Below are 14428 nucleotides of genomic sequence, written 5' to 3'. Positions count from 1 at the left end.
AAATTGCAAAAGTGCATATTCTAAAAGCGGACATTTTTACTTTGGAGAAACCGGACATTTCTATTTTGGAGTTACATGCCAATTGCGTATAATAGTGATTATGTTAAATTGATATCAAGTGGCAAAATTTTCATTAATTTTGATATATGGTAATGATTTACTCACTTTAATTGTCAATATTTCTTATGCTGAAAGTATTCATAGGTTTCAATCGCAAATAGAATAACCGCATTTAATAATGCGGTTATAATTTTAACCTTTGATTGGTAAAATTTTTAAATATTTTCCTGTTCATATTCTAAAATTGCTTCTTTTGCAATACGGAAACTATCTACAGCAGCTGGCACGCCACAGTAAATTGCTACTTGCAAGAGTACTTCTCGAATTTTGTCTTTAGGCACGCCATTACGTAAAGCTCCTTTAACATGTAGCTTCAATTCATGCGGACGGTTTAAGGCTGATATCATAGCCAGATTAATTAGACTACGTTCAGGTTTGCTCAGTTCTTCACGTCCCCAGACCGCCCCCCAACAATACTCCGTGACCAGTTCCTGTAAAGGTAAGTTAAAATCATCAGCATTGTTGATCGAATTATTGACATAAGCTTCGCCAAGCACCTGTTTACGAATCGCTAAACCTTTTTCAAATTTTTCATTACTCATTAGCCTAATCCTCCAAATAAGGTGTATTTGATTTCGAGATAATCTTCAATGCCATATTTTGAGCCTTCGCGCCCTAAACCTGACTGTTTAATTCCACCAAACGGTGCAACCTCATTTGAAATCAAGCCTTTATTAATTCCAACCATACCGTACTCGAGTTGTTCACTCATGCGCCACGCACGACCTAAATCTTGTGTGTAGCAGTAAGCAGCTAAACCAAATTCTGTGGCATTGGCCATCTCAATTGCTTGTTGCTCAGTTTCGAACTTAAAAATTGCAGCTAATGGTCCAAAAGTTTCTTGAGTTGCAACATCCATCTCTGCAGTTACATCGGCAATAATGGTCGGTTCGTAAAATAACTCACCAGCGCTGTGTTGTTTTCCACCTGCAACGGCTTTGTTGCACAAAGATTTCATAACTATATGATTTTAAAAGTTTTGATTATTTTTTGATCTAAAATTAAATCTATTTAAATCAGATGCTTACATATTTATGCAACAAAGCCTTATATCTTTACTAGGCTCTATGATCAAAATCATACTGGCACTCAACACTGTAAATTTGAGAATGAATCTGTACGTACAGACTCATTCTCTATCGATAAAGATATTAGAAATAGCTACATAGAGTTTATTTCTAGCTTATTCAAATTAGGCTTTACTATGGATGAACAATAATTTTTACAGCAGACTCATTATTATGAATCAGCGTTTCAAAGCCTTTAGAAACAAGATCATCTAATGCAATACGTTGGGTAATAAAAGGTTCTAGATTAATCTTACCTTGCTCGACTAAACGGATGGTTTCCTGATGGTCATTGACATAAGCAATCGTTCCACGAATATCGAGCTCTTTCATGACCACACTATGCACATTAATTGTGGCAGGATGGCTCCAAATAGAAACGATAACGACTACACCAGTTGGTTTCATTGCTGCAACGAGTGTATCCATGACTTTATTGACACTACTACATTCAAAAGCGACATCTACACCGCGGTCTTCTGTAATTTTCATTACCTCAGCAACTACATCAACCTTAGATGGGTCTAGTACATAATCGGCAACACCCGCTTCTATCGCTTTTTCTTTACGTTTTGCACTCAGTTCAGTAATGATAACCGTGAGACCTTTAGCCTTTAAAATAGCAGATAAAAGTAAGCCTATTGGGCCTGCTCCACCAACCAGTGCGATATCGCCAGCTTTTGCGCCACTTCTGACATAGGCATGATGACCGACAGATAAAGGTTCTATCAATGCTGCTTGGTCTAAAGGAATATCATTTGAAATAGGATGTACCCAACGCCGCTGAACTGCAATTTTTTCAGAAAGACCACCACCGCGTCCGCCTAAACCAATAAAGTTCATATTTTTTGATAAATGATACTTATCATTGGGGCCAGTCGGCACATCGTCAGCAATAATGTAGGGTTCAACTACGACATGTTGCCCAATTTGGATATCATCTACACCCTCTCCAACTGCATAAACCACGCCTGAAAATTCATGTCCCATTGTTACAGGTGCAGATTCTCCCGAAATTGGGTGTGGGTGACCACAAGGTGGAATAAAAATAGGACCTTCCATGAATTCATGTAAATCCGTACCGCAAATACCACACCACGCAACTTGAATTCCAACTGTGCCTGGAAGTACTTTCGGTTCAGGGATATCTTCAATTCGAATATCCCCTCGGTCATAAAAACGAGCTGCTTTCATTTTGTATTCCTTATATTGATGTTAACGGTAAACCATTCCACCATCTGTCAAAATAGACTGACCTGTAATGTAGTTTGTGAACTGAACCGTACCGGGTTTGTCGGAGACTTTTTTATTTAAGTTAGGCCACCTGACCTAACGGGTTAATCTTATCATAGTACATTGCTTCAAACTCAAAAGGTGATACATAACCCAGTGCACTGTGTACACGCTCTTTATTGAACCAATCTACCCAGTTTAGTGTCGCAAGTTGTACATCTGCTAAACCTTGCCAATCCGCTTTTAAATATTCAATCACCTCTGTTTTGTATAAGCCATTCACCGTTTCAGCCAAAGCATTATCGTATGAATCACCGGTCGTACCGACTGATGCTCGTAAATTTGCTGCTTCTAAACGATTGGTATAACGAATGGAAAGATATTGCACGCCTCTGTCACTATGATGAATCACGTTCTTTGGCATGCCTCGATCATGCAATGCTTGCTCCAGTGCATCGAGCACCATATCTGTATTCATACGTGTTGATACTTTCCATCCAACAATTGCTCGCGAGAACACATCAATAATAAAGGCGGTATAGACCCAGCCTGAATGAGTTTGAATATACGTGAAGTCAGCGACCTGAGAAGCACTGCTTCGCAAGAGATAAAGTTGATCTAGAAAGTTCGATTCCCGCCCGCTGATAGATCAGACGTTGACGGTACAGCGGCAAATGATCGGCATATTTCGATACCAGCACATGGCTGAGCAGTTCAGGTGAAGCAATGCCTTTATCAATCACATAGGCGGGCATCGCTTGCTAAGTCAGGGTGTCACACTGATCACAGACCCATTTACCACGCACATGCTGTTCCTTATAGAACTGTGCCGGTCTGAAATGCAGTTTTTCACTGACATCTTCGCCGATACGACGGAGTTGGCAGCCACAAGCACATTGGGTTGATGCAGGTTCATGCTCAATACGGATGGTGTGTAGATGATCTGGCAGTGGTCGACGTTTAGGTTTATTGGTTTTGGCTTTCTGTGTCGCTGCATTAGTTTTATCTGCATTTAGCCGTTCCAGTTCTAGATCAACCGCGGCAATATCTTCTTCAACCGCTTCATCCCACAGATGGATTTGTTTTGCCGTTAAGTGTTCATTCTTTTGGGCGAATTTGTGCTTTTTAAACAGCGCCAGTTCATGCTCGTATTTTTGATTGAGAATAGAAAGATGTTGAACTTTAGAATCTAATTGCTGGTTTGATTGTGCTAGAGACTGATGCTGCATCGCCAACTGCCGGGTAAATTCCAGCAGTTGTTCATGGGTCAGTTGGCTTAAGTCAGGCAGCGTATTCATGACCGCAGTATGCCTGAGGTCATGAAGAGAATGAAATAGAACGTTTGGAGAATAGCAGAATAGCCGAGCTTGGTTTAGAGCATTGTTACCACTTGCTGTCGTCCAATGCGCTGCCAGGGCAAACCCTGGATTAATGCCTGTAACTGTTCCGGGTTGAGGACCACGGTTTCACCTTGGTGAACTTGAGCCCAGTGGAATTTTCCCTGTTCCAGCCGCCTGGCACACAGCCAGATGCCCAGTCCATCATGTACCAGCACTTTCATACGATGACCACGTTTATTACAGAACAGGTAGGCGCAATGCGGTTTGATGTAGCCAAAGGCTCTCACCACCTGAGCCATGGTCGTATCCATACCTGCACGCATGTCCATGGGCTGGGTAGAGAGCCAAATTTCATTGATACGGATCATGTTGCCAGTGCCTTGAGTAATTCTGCCAAGGCAGGTATTTCTGATGTCTGCCATTTTAGCTGAATATCATTATTCGTATGAGGCACGGTGATACACAACGTGATCCTCTCATCAATAGGTTGGCTGATTGCAGCAGTGTAAGGCAAAGCAATAAATGCTGGATTCACATGAGTAGGATCCTGCACGGCACCATCATGATGGCTGAAGATCCTGATCCAACGACTGACAAGGTTGGCATTAATACTATGTTGCAGTGCGACCGAAGCGATCGAGGTATTAGGATTTTTGCAGGCATTGACAATACTGAATTTGAATTCTTTGCTGTATGTTCTGCGTTTTTTAGCAACAGGAGGTGTTGCTGAATATATATCCATGTTCATAGATTAAGTCCCCACTTGTTTTTAGGTGGGAACTAAATTAAGGCTTATAGGATCGCTTGGTAAGGCTGTGTTAGCTGGATGCTTACTTTCTTTTACCTTAATAACGTATTTTTTTAACGGCAGCATACCTTTTGAAACACCACCAAATTATTTATGTTCCACCAGCACATATACTTCCCTATCGAAAAATCTGATAAGAATTGATTATTTTGATACAAAACCTGAAAACTGGGAGTGCTTATATGGACATATATAATATTTCCGGATAAATATAAAACTACTCCACAAGAAGAAAGGCAGAATTTAATCTCAGTCCGAAGTAACAGTACTCTCAAAGACCAAATGTAAAGAAGCATACTTAAGAAAATAAATTTCAATAATGCATGAGGATGTAATTAGTTTCAGGGTGCTAAGAAAGTGTAGCAACTTGCTACACTTTTTCGCTTTTTTGAATCAGCTGTTTTAAGAAATCTTCTAATTGTAAGAGACTGGCTTCGTCAATTTCCGAGATATTCAGAGAAACCTTAAGCTGTTTTTGATTCAGTTTGATATTCCCCGCAATCTTACCGGCATATTCAATTTTTCTGACCACGGATGTTGTGGTCAGTTTTTCTGGATTCTGACTCAATAGTTTTTCAGCATAAGTAGTAACTTTACTTTGCTCGAGTTTTTTGTCTTTTAATTTTTCCCAAGCTCCGAGTAAGGCCACTTCGGCTTCAGAGAGTTGTTCAAGATGATCCGATAGAAATTTTTTGAATGCAGTTGCAGCAGTACGGCCTAGCAAGCCTGGTTCCACATCAAGGTCATTTAAAATTGCTTGCGGCAGTTTTTCGTATGCTAAATACTTGTACATATCTTCGCGATTTAAACCCAGTGAATTGGCTAAACGTTGCTTGTTTTTCTTTAATTTCTCATCAAGTGAGTTCAGGCCAATAAAAATCTCATAATCTGTCAGATCCTGACGCTTTAAATTCTCTGCCAGGGTTAACAAAGATGCTTCTACATTATTTGCATCAATTATAATGGCTTCAATCACAGACTTTCCGAGTAATTGATGTGCCCGTAAGCGTCGCTCGCCTGCAATCAGTTCATATTTCAGATTATCCAGTTTACGCACTGTAATGGGCTGCAAAAGGCCGATTTCATTAATAGAATCCGCCAGTTCTTTTAACTGTGACTCTTCAAATATTTTACGCGGCTGGTTTGGACTTCGGCTGATATCCTCAATAGGGACATTACGTCTAAACTCTTTCGGCTCTTTAATATTGTCTTTCTGTGCTTGCTGATGTTTTTCTGTATTCTGTTTCAGTTTCTGAGCTAAAAGCTCTTTGGTGCTTGCCATAATGCTCTCAGGTTTTAATTTTCACTACAATTTCATTGGCAAGGCTTTCAAAAGCCTTACGTACTTTTGAATTTTTTTCTACTTTCAAAAGTGGTTGTTGCAGAATCGCTGCTTGATTGACTTTAGTACTTTGAGGAATTGTGGTTTCTAAAATTTTACCTACCTGTTTCAAGGCTTCATCCCGAATCAGCTTACAGACATTCTGACGTTCATCATGCTTAATTAGTAAAGCGCCTAAAAGCTCTAAATCTGGATTAATACGTTTGATTTTTTCAAGATGATTTAAAAGATCTGTTACCCCATACAATCCATATTGTGATCCTGATTCGATAGGGATAATGACATGTGTTGAAGATGCCAAGGCATTGCTTGTTAATAATTTAAGGCTAGGTGGACAGTCGATCAATATAAAATCATAAAGATCTTTTAATAGTTTTAACTTGATATTTAACTCTTCAGAAGGACGGGGAGCTTCTTCTTTTAGTTGATCTTCAGTTTTTCCTAAATTTAAGGAACCATAAATTAATGATACTTTTTCAAAGTTCGTTTCTTCTTGTAATGCATCTGCCAACAACGAAATATCGCCCACTAGTAATTCTGCTGTAGTGACAGCAATTTCGCTTGGATGTTGGATCCCAATGTGTAAACTTGCGTTTGCTTGAGGATCTAAATCAATGACTAAAACTTTGTAGCCAAGATTGGCAAGTTCTGAGGCTAGGTGTACAACAGTCGTTGTTTTGCCACATCCGCCTTTATGGTTAGCAACAGTAATAATTTTTGCAGACATGCGTGTCAGATGCTTCCTTATTTCAATGTTTAGTAATATAAATAACTTTCATTCATCTTACTATAGTTTTTAAATTTATAAATCCTATTTATTCAGCTGTAAAACAACTTAAAAAATAAATTTTTAACTAAGCTAGCTTAATTAAAAATTAGAATAATTAGTTATTTAGCTAATTAATAATTAGGATCATATTTTTATTATATAAAACAAGTGCTTGTAACTTTAAAAGTGGAAGGTTTGTAACTATAAAGTGGAAGGTTTGTCACTATAAAGTGGAAGGTCTGTCACCGTAAAGTGGAAGGTCTGTCACTATAAAGTGGAAGGTTTGTCACTATAAAGTGGAAGGTCTGTCACTAGGGTGGAAGGTTTGTCACTACTATTTTTATAACTGCTATTTTTATTTAAAAATAATTTAAAAAACAAATATTTAAGCTGTTAATAAAGTCTCATAACTAAGCTTTAAAGGTGGAAAGATTGTCACTGTATCTTCTTAACCTGTGGATAATCTGTTTTTATTGGATATTTCCTGATGATTATATGTGCAGTTATACCTTTTAAATCTAACAAAAAGGTGGAAGCCTTGTCACATCAGGGTTTTTATCTGACTTAACCTAACTAGACCTGAATGAAAAAAGTAAAAATAGACCTTCTGAACTGTAATTTCGAGACTAAAGGTGGAAGGTCTGTCATCATGGGGTGGAAAGATTATAATTAATTCCACTTTAAGTGCAGGAAATCGGCTAAAATGCTTCTTTTTGATGACAAACTTTCCACTTTTAGAATATTGTGGTGAAAGTCTTGAAAGTTTTTCCACTTTTGTATATAAAAACTAAGTTAAATTATAAATATCACGGTTATGACAGAATCTGAACCATTGCAAGAAGAATCGAATTATATTCCTTACTGTATAGGCAACATTCGCCATAATGGCGTTGTCAGTACCAGTAACCGTTTAATTCGCCCAATCGAATTATCAGCCAATGAATATAAGGCACTTTTATATGCAATGGCGGTTGCGAATTATAGTGAGAAAAATAGGGTAGATGGTGAAATTACCGAACAAACTTATATTTATTTGTATAAGGATGATTTGGCAGATTTACTAGGATTAAATAAACGTAATTCAATTAATGTTGCAATAGATCGGATTTATAAAGAGCTTTCATCCCGGGTAGCTCATTTTATTATTGAGGAGCCAGCTGATAATGGTAAGAGAAAGACTAAAAAAGTACATTCTGTCGTTCCCATTATCCGTGAGTTAAGATGGGAAGATGATTCTAAAAATGCGATTCAGATTCGTTTTACCAGTGAGGTGTTGCCGTATTTCACTCAACTGGCTGGGGGTAATTTTACTACCTATCAGCTAAAACATCTTTTTGCCCTAGATTCTGTTGCCAGTATGAGTCTTTATACTTATTTCATTAAAAACGAATTTAAGTACGCCAATCAAAAGAGTTATGAAGTGCCATTACTTTTAGAAAACTTGAAAGCACTGATTGATATTAATGAAACCAAATATGATCGCTGGGTAGATTTTAGACGCTATGTATTAGACAAAATAGTGGCAGAAATTAACGAAAATACAGATCTACAGTTAGAGTATGAAACCGTTAAGAAAGGCCGTCCAATTGTAGGTGTGAATTTTAAACTGCATCATCGGATTGCTGATAAGGCACTGGATGAATTTGCAGTGATTGAAAAAATCTATCTTGATGTTCCATTTGAAGACAATGCATCCGTAAAAGAATTAGGGGCTAAATTCGATATGAATGTACGTTCTTGGTATATTTTTAATAATGATGAAAATTATCAGCAGTTCAAGAAGTGGTTTAAAAAAGTAGGATGCCTCACTGACTCTCAAGCAAATATTGTCATTAATGACACTTTATTCCAAATGGATTTTGCTGAAATTGGTATGGGGTTGAATGACTTTAAACGAAATATGAAGCATAAACTTAAAAGTAATCCGGAATTCGTCCATAGTATTCGTGAAAGACTGAATGATATTTTTGGTAAAGAGTTGATCTAGCGAAAAGTGTAGCAACTTGCTACACTTTTTAGATATATGTTCGTAAAGAATACAAGTGGTAAGGACCTTAGGATAAAAACGACTCTGTTGCATAAAGTGTGAAAATTGAGACTGAACCGTACCGGGTTTGTCGGAGACCAACTTTCTTGAGAGAATGTTCCAATGACAAAACCAAAATATACCCCTGAAATCAGAGAAAGAGCGGTTCAATTATTGATTGAATCTGAAAAAGATTATCCTTCTACTTGGGCTGCAATCACAGCTATTGCACCTAAGATTGGTTGTACTCCTGAAACATTGCGTGTTTGGTATTTAAAGCATATGGATCAACTAAATCCTGCCAAAGTACAACAGATATCTGACCAAGAAAAAATGAAGCAAATGGAACGTGAAATTAAAGAATTAAAACGTGCCAATGAAATTCTACGTAAAGCAGCCGCTTTTTTCGCCCAGGCGGAGCTCGACCGCCCACACAAATAATGGTGGATTTTATCCATCACAATAAAGATCGATATGGTGTTGATGCGATTTGTAGAATTTTACCGATTGCAGCTTCGACCTATTATCGGGCTTTAGATCTCGTTGATAACCCAGAACATCGAGCGAAACGTGCTCTGCATGATTTATATCATGCAGAGCAAATCAAACGTATTTGGAAAGAAAGTTTAGGTCGATATGGTGTGCGTAAGGTCTGGCAACAATTGAAACGTGAAGGTTATGTTATCGCACGTTGTACAGTTGCTCGATTGATGCAGAAGCTAGGTATACAAGGTGTTTGGCGTGGTAAGAATAAACAAACCACCCGTAGCCGAGATGATCAAAAACGAGCAGATGACTTAGTAAAACGCAATTTTAATGCAGATCATCCTGACCCTTGCGAAGCAATGCTTCTCAGATAGGTCGCTGCGGTGTAGAACTGGAACCTCTGGCCAATGCCTTAAAAGAGGTAGTGCTGCAACAGCAGGTGCTGCATGCAGATGAAACACCAGTCACCATCATGCGGATGGGTGAGAATGATAAAAAACCGAAGAAAGGTTATGTCTGGGCCTATGCCACTACACAGTACAATCCAGTTCAGGCGGTGATCTATGACTTTCAGGATAGTCGTTCAGGCCAGCATGCTGCAGAGTTCTTGAAAGGCTGGCAGGGTTATCTAGTCTGTGATGATTACAGTGGTTATAAAGCACGCTTTAAATCAGGCCAGGTCATTGAGGTGGGCTGCATGGCCCATGCACGTCGTAAATTCCATGAACTGCATGTAACTGGGAAAAGTCAGGTCGCTGAACAGGCATTAGTGCTGATTCAGAAACTGTATGCGATAGAAGCAGAGCTCAGGAAAAAGACCGATGGTACAGCGGAAGACCGCCGCGAATACCGACAACAGCATAGTCAACCAGTGATGCAACAACTATATGAATGGCTCAACCAACATCATCTGACGGTGCCATCGAGTTCTCCCACCGCCAAGGCCATCAATTACACTCTGAAGCGTTGGCCAGCTTTAAGCCGCTATTTGGATGATGGCAATCTACCGATTTGCAATAATTGGGTAGAGGTGCGACACGAAGTCGCTTAATGAAGTTGTTCCCCCTGCGGGAACCACCCGTGTCACCGGGTGAATCTAGAAGGCTGAATAAAGAGCGCCTTCGACAATGTAACGAGGCACCGCAAGGTGCGGGGTATCAATCGTGAGAGGCGTACTCTTCTGGCAGCCATAGCCGGACAAGGGCTAGATAATCGGTATGGTGAACACATGTGAATCTGCGCAAAGATCGTTAAATTGAACGAGCGGAAATGGCTAATACGCTCGAACCAAAACGGTAATGGAGGTGGGAATCGCGTCTTTCTACTACGCATTCGTGACCCATACGCCTCCCGGTCGATAGCAGGCACCTAAGCCGATGTACTTCAGTAAGCGGAACGTGGAAATCCCGTATTACCCCCATTGGGAAAGCAGTTTGCAAAAACTGCCCATGGTGATGCGGGCGAAGGAACGAGGAAAAAGCGAATGCCAGTCTGTAATGGGTTGGATAGAGGTTGAAACATTACCTCACGCGAAAGCGGGCTGACGTCCTTATGGTCTCTCATCACAAGAGAGTGTGTAGAACCCTTTTAATGGAGGGAGAGCAAATGAACGCAGCAGTATCAGCGTGTGCGCCTTCCAGCACATCGTGGGACAGCATCGATTGGATTGCTGTACAGCGTCATGTCAGAGGGCTGCAAGCGCGTATTGTGAAGGCGGTACAAGACGGCAGGTATAACAAGGCGAAAGCTTTGCAATGGCTGCTGACTCACTCGTTTAGTGGCAAAGCATTGGCCGTAAAACGAGTGTCTGAAAACAAAGGCAAAAACACGGCTGGGGTCGACAAGGTGACTTGGAATACACCCAAGGCCAAGACCGGTGCGATGATGTCGTTGAAGAGGCGAGGTTACACGCCCCTTCCGCTTCGGAGAGTCCTTATTCCGAAGAAAAATGGCAAGATGAGACCTCTCGGGATACCCACGATGAAATGCCGGGCCATGCAGGCGCTCCATCTGCTGGCTTTGGAACCCATCGCGGAGACCACTGCTGATCGGAACTCTTATGGATTCAGGGCTTTGTTGCACAAAGATTTCATAACTATATGATTTTAAAAGTTTTGATTGTTTTTTGATCCAAAATTAAATTTATTTAAATCAGATGCTTACATATTTATGCAACAAAGCCCTTCGTAGCCTGCTTTTTCTACGGCTTTAATTAAAGTAGCGCGATCAAGTGGTTGATGCGCATAAATGACTGCTTTTTCGGTAGCCAGATTTACATGAGCCGATTCAACACCCTCAACAGATTTTAAAGCTTTTTCCACACGGCCTACACAAGAAGCACATGTCATCCCCTCAATCTCTAATGTTTAACTGTAGTGTGGCGTATCAGTCATTTCGGTACTCATATACGATCTCTATCATTTAGATATGCTGAGTTCTATATGCGAAGATCAGCTCGAACCAAGATTAGGTGGAATTCAGGGATTACTTTTATTTCAAGCAAGTACAGGTTTTATCTGTACGATGAGGAAAATAAGAGAGTAAAAGTGGTAAGGAATTCCCACTGTTACTCTAACAGAGATTAAGCAGGATCAGCTGTAAATCCACGCTCACTGAGAGTGGCAATGACTTGATCCTGACTCACCGTTGTGTTGATTTCAATAATACGGTTTTGTAAATCAATATCGAGTGAGGCATTCGAGTCGAGCTCTTTAATTGCGGTAGTAATGCCGCGTGCACAACCACCACAAGTCATATTAGCGATGTGAAATTTCATATGTTGCTCCTTTTTAACAAAACATTTGTTTAAAACATTAGAACAGTAACTCTAAACTTTCACCATACAACCAGCCTTTTTCTGAATCAGTTACTCGCTGTAACTTGGTCTGTTTACAACCTTACAGTTTTCTTCAGAGTATTCCAAAGAAGAGTGTTCTAATGACTACAGTAAATAACACTAAATATAAAAAAAATGGAAGAATAATTTACTAAGTTATTGTTTTTAAGTTGATCCTTGTTTTATATGGGGGTGATAATAACTTCTGATTACTAGTTTTTACCTTAAATATACCGATTGAAAGATTCATTTAAAGGCTATGAATACATGAGTTTTACAGTTTGGCTAGGTCAGCATGAGTACTTTTCACAAGATTTAAGATCGACCATGAACGTGATTAAGTTATAGGGGATTGATGAAATAGTTTTTATGAATTTCTGGCTTTCTGGGCTGATTTTATCAAATTCATGTCTATGCAAAATTGCGACATATTTCTCGTGCTGGTAGTTATCCAGAGTTTGGTCTGCATCTATCCATAGTGCAGACCTTTTTTTGGTGACAGTTTTTTCTTAGTGATTTTCGATCTGGATGTAGTGATTTCACGTTTGCAGAATATATCTTGGCGGTGATCCATCTAATATTCGTGATTATAAAGAGAGCTAATTCACAGGTTCTACAGATTATGTAGCGACTAACTATATCAAAGTCTATTTGCAGTTGATGGTTGGCGCTTAGTTTATATTTACGCTTAGGTTTCAGTTAAAAAATCAATATTCTGTTGAATCCGTGATTGAATCATCTGTAGGGTAGATTCTCGAATTTGATGGGGATACAGGCGCTGCGCAATTTGACTAAATTGAAGTGCAATTTCACGCATGGTCAAGATGATCTCATCGACTTCTAGAGTAGTCAGATTAGCTTCTGAAGTACCGAGTTTATGTATGTCATTTCGGGAAATATTGAGCGCTTCTCCCATAATGTCCATTTGATGATAACCACCTGGACCCTCGCAGAAGGTCACATCATAGGCTGGAGCCAATTTCCATTGACCATTTTTCTCCATGAGAAATGAAAAGTTCTTAGTATGGTCATCCCGATTATTGAAAAGCACATTAAACACAGCACGTTTAAAAGCATGCAATCTTTCTCGTACATCTTGCGTACACATCAAGGTTGCCCGGAGAAAATTGCGATAGTCTAGGCTACCTGGAACTTTATAGTCTGCTCCTGTATATGCAGCCAAACTCTGCATTGGAATCCGCATACCATTTTGACGATCGAATCGTTTAGAAGCAAAAGCCGTTAAACCATTGGGCAAATTAAAGAAATGGGTATCTGGAGTCTCAATTGCACAAAGTCGCAAACATTCTGCATAGACGGCTTCAATGGCGCAGACTTCAGGATGCTCTTGCTGAGCAGGAAACTTAATCAGCCAGGCTTCATGTTGATCAGAATCTTGAGTCGAAAACTCTAAATTGACAGGATCTCGGTAAACCAACGCTTTTGGTCTGGCACCTTGAGGGGAGCCACCCATGACCAATAAATGCTGTAGAAATTCACCACCTTCACCTTTGAGTACTTCTTGAACTTCCTGGGCCAGTTGTTGTAAAGGGATATTTTCTGAGGTTTGCATGTCAGCAACACAAGGTTCAAAGGAGAGGGCACCCATTGCGTGACTACTAATATAGGTCAGACGCTCCAAAGGTCCAATTCGTGCTGAATTTAAGCCAATTTTTTTGAAATATCGATCCATCAACATCATGCCCCAACCATCTGGTAAAGCGTCATAGACTGGACCTGGGAGTCCCATTTGATGAGTAGGAAAACCTTGTCTGAATGGTAGACCTTTTAAAGGCAGCAAGTAAGAAGAGAGCTCAACACCTTGCTGTATTGCTTCTGGACTATATTCAAAAGCAATGGTGGGTCTACCTGTCGTGGCTGTTGAACTAATCAGCGTTCCCCATAACCATGATTCGCCCCAACCGTTGTAATAAACATTAAGTCTATTGAGCATTATCCCTTCCTCTTAATACGGTGGCGCTTACTTTGACTCTCATAGCGAAGAATGTCATTCACACTGTTAAGCTGAGGTTTAAATAGTTCCTGAAGTTCGTTTAATCGACCCAAGACCATTGCAATACGGACTAAATTTTCAACAGATACATTTCGTCCCGCTTCAAGATTCGAAACTGTATTCACGCCGACACCAGCGCGTGCTGCTACCTCAGCTTGAGACATCTCCAGAAAGAGTCGTTGCTTACGTAAACGCTCACCTAAAAGAGTCACAACTTCTTCTGGTTTAGTGAAATATAAATCCATTAAATTGGGTCTTAAGAATGAATAATTTAATTAAATCACAAAATAATGGAATTAATCTATAGCTATAGTGTGGCTAAGGAGGGCTTTGTTGCACAGCACATCAGAAGGGTAGGTATAGTCCTTGGGTATCGGTTACAGAAAA

At 39.8% G+C, this 14428-nt stretch carries 11 protein-coding genes, 6 pseudogenes and 1 other annotated feature; of the genes and pseudogenes, 4 read left to right on the top strand and 13 right to left on the bottom strand.

All coding sequences use genetic code 11. The features are described 5' to 3' along the window. Positions 1–275: 275 nt before the first annotated feature. The 9 genes and pseudogenes from HX129_RS15845 to HX129_RS15805 all read right to left on the bottom strand — a co-directional run bounded on the left by HX129_RS15845 (position 276) and on the right by HX129_RS15805 (position 6637). Positions 276–662 (bottom strand): carboxymuconolactone decarboxylase family protein, encoded by a 387-nt coding sequence (locus HX129_RS15845; protein ID WP_177155611.1) that lies wholly within the window; start codon positions 660–662, stop codon positions 276–278. Next, positions 662–1060 (bottom strand): annotated as a pseudogene (locus tag HX129_RS15840) (aldehyde dehydrogenase family protein); the annotation flags it as partial. The gene HX129_RS15845 and the pseudogene HX129_RS15840, both read right to left, overlap by 1 nt. Positions 1061–1322: 262 nt before the next feature. Next, on the bottom strand, positions 1323–2381 hold the full coding sequence (locus HX129_RS15835) for a 2,3-butanediol dehydrogenase (RefSeq protein WP_004281883.1): 1059 nt from the start codon (positions 2379–2381) through the stop codon (positions 1323–1325). Positions 2382–2502: 121 nt separating this feature from the next. Then, a pseudogene (locus HX129_RS15830) lies at positions 2503–3003 on the bottom strand (IS3-like element ISAba29 family transposase); the annotation flags it as partial. A gap of 22 nt (positions 3004–3025) precedes the next feature. Then, positions 3026–3718 (bottom strand): annotated as a pseudogene (locus tag HX129_RS15825) (IS66-like element ISAba25 family transposase); the annotation flags it as partial. A 74-nt stretch (positions 3719–3792) separates the two neighbouring features. Continuing rightward, positions 3793–4128, bottom strand: a complete 336-nt coding sequence (tnpB, locus tag HX129_RS15820) for an IS66 family insertion sequence element accessory protein TnpB (RefSeq protein ID WP_179990954.1) — start codon at positions 4126–4128, stop codon at positions 3793–3795. Beyond that, a complete protein-coding gene (locus HX129_RS15815; RefSeq protein WP_179990955.1) occupies positions 4125–4508 on the bottom strand; it encodes a transposase in 384 nt (127 codons plus the stop codon). The genes tnpB and HX129_RS15815 overlap by 4 nt, the downstream gene beginning before the upstream one ends. Positions 4509–4938: 430 nt before the next feature. After that, complete coding sequence (locus HX129_RS15810; protein ID WP_119879449.1) at positions 4939–5850, bottom strand: ParB/RepB/Spo0J family partition protein; 912 nt, start codon at positions 5848–5850, stop codon at positions 4939–4941. Positions 5851–5857: 7 nt separating this feature from the next. Beyond that, on the bottom strand, positions 5858–6637 hold the full coding sequence (locus tag HX129_RS15805; protein ID WP_179990956.1) for a ParA family protein: 780 nt from the start codon (positions 6635–6637) through the stop codon (positions 5858–5860). An 856-nt stretch (positions 6638–7493) separates the two neighbouring features. Between HX129_RS15805 and HX129_RS15800 the strand changes: the two genes are divergently transcribed. The 4 genes and pseudogenes from HX129_RS15800 to HX129_RS15785 all read left to right on the top strand — a co-directional run bounded on the left by HX129_RS15800 (position 7494) and on the right by HX129_RS15785 (position 11294). After that, the gene (locus HX129_RS15800; RefSeq protein ID WP_127800989.1) at positions 7494–8666 is read left to right on the top strand and encodes a replication initiation protein; all 1173 of its coding nucleotides are present in this window, start codon (positions 7494–7496) and stop codon (positions 8664–8666) included. Between the two features lie 162 nt (positions 8667–8828). Continuing rightward, positions 8829–9538 (top strand): annotated as a pseudogene (locus tag HX129_RS15795) (IS3 family transposase); the annotation flags it as partial. Continuing rightward, positions 9104–9220: a sequence feature (AL1L pseudoknot), on the top strand. (Overlaps the previous pseudogene by 117 nt.) A 23-nt stretch (positions 9539–9561) precedes the next feature. After that, positions 9562–10221, top strand: a pseudogene (locus tag HX129_RS15790) (IS66-like element ISAba25 family transposase); the annotation flags it as partial. Positions 10222–10796: 575 nt separating this feature from the next. Next, a complete protein-coding gene (locus HX129_RS15785) occupies positions 10797–11294 on the top strand; it encodes a reverse transcriptase N-terminal domain-containing protein (RefSeq protein ID WP_286436333.1) in 498 nt (165 codons plus the stop codon). 80 nt (positions 11295–11374) lie between these two features. Here HX129_RS15785 and HX129_RS15780 read toward each other — a convergent pair. The 4 genes and pseudogenes from HX129_RS15780 to HX129_RS15765 form a co-directional block, all read right to left on the bottom strand. Further along, positions 11375–11548 (bottom strand): annotated as a pseudogene (locus HX129_RS15780) (cation transporter); the annotation flags it as partial. A gap of 224 nt (positions 11549–11772) precedes the next feature. Beyond that, positions 11773–11967, bottom strand: a complete 195-nt coding sequence (locus HX129_RS15775; RefSeq protein WP_179990953.1) for a heavy-metal-associated domain-containing protein — start codon at positions 11965–11967, stop codon at positions 11773–11775. A gap of 748 nt (positions 11968–12715) precedes the next feature. Continuing rightward, positions 12716–13981, bottom strand: a complete 1266-nt coding sequence (locus HX129_RS15770; RefSeq protein ID WP_000934717.1) for a type II toxin-antitoxin system HipA family toxin — start codon at positions 13979–13981, stop codon at positions 12716–12718. Next, positions 13981–14286: a helix-turn-helix domain-containing protein gene (locus tag HX129_RS15765; protein WP_000366814.1), complete on the bottom strand. Its 306-nt coding sequence runs from the start codon at positions 14284–14286 to the stop codon at positions 13981–13983. The genes HX129_RS15770 and HX129_RS15765 overlap by 1 nt, the downstream gene beginning before the upstream one ends. Positions 14287–14428 lie beyond the last annotated feature (142 nt).

It is taken from the genome of Acinetobacter sp. 251-1, assembly GCF_030329305.1.
Classification (GTDB): domain Bacteria; phylum Pseudomonadota; class Gammaproteobacteria; order Pseudomonadales; family Moraxellaceae; genus Acinetobacter; species Acinetobacter piscicola_A.
This window is presented reverse-complemented; position numbering and strand designations above follow the sequence as displayed.

Excerpts from the sequence above, each read along its gene's own strand:
- HX129_RS15845 (WP_177155611.1), bottom strand. The coding sequence starts at position 662 with ATGAGTAATGAAAAATTTGAAAAAGGTTTAGCGATTCGTAAACAGGTG.
- HX129_RS15835 (WP_004281883.1), bottom strand. The coding sequence starts at position 2,381 with ATGAAAGCAGCTCGTTTTTATGACCGAGGGGATATTCGAATTGAAGAT.
- tnpB (WP_179990954.1), bottom strand. The coding sequence starts at position 4,128 with ATGATCCGTATCAATGAAATTTGGCTCTCTACCCAGCCCATGGACATG.
- HX129_RS15815 (WP_179990955.1), bottom strand. The coding sequence starts at position 4,508 with ATGAACATGGATATATATTCAGCAACACCTCCTGTTGCTAAAAAACGC.
- HX129_RS15810 (WP_119879449.1), bottom strand. The coding sequence starts at position 5,850 with ATGGCAAGCACCAAAGAGCTTTTAGCTCAGAAACTGAAACAGAATACA.
- HX129_RS15805 (WP_179990956.1), bottom strand. The coding sequence starts at position 6,637 with ATGTCTGCAAAAATTATTACTGTTGCTAACCATAAAGGCGGATGTGGC.
- HX129_RS15800 (WP_127800989.1), top strand. The coding sequence starts at position 7,494 with ATGACAGAATCTGAACCATTGCAAGAAGAATCGAATTATATTCCTTAC.
- HX129_RS15785 (WP_286436333.1), top strand. The coding sequence starts at position 10,797 with ATGAACGCAGCAGTATCAGCGTGTGCGCCTTCCAGCACATCGTGGGAC.
- HX129_RS15775 (WP_179990953.1), bottom strand. The coding sequence starts at position 11,967 with ATGAAATTTCACATCGCTAATATGACTTGTGGTGGTTGTGCACGCGGC.
- HX129_RS15770 (WP_000934717.1), bottom strand. The coding sequence starts at position 13,981 with ATGCTCAATAGACTTAATGTTTATTACAACGGTTGGGGCGAATCATGG.
- HX129_RS15765 (WP_000366814.1), bottom strand. The coding sequence starts at position 14,286 with ATGGATTTATATTTCACTAAACCAGAAGAAGTTGTGACTCTTTTAGGT.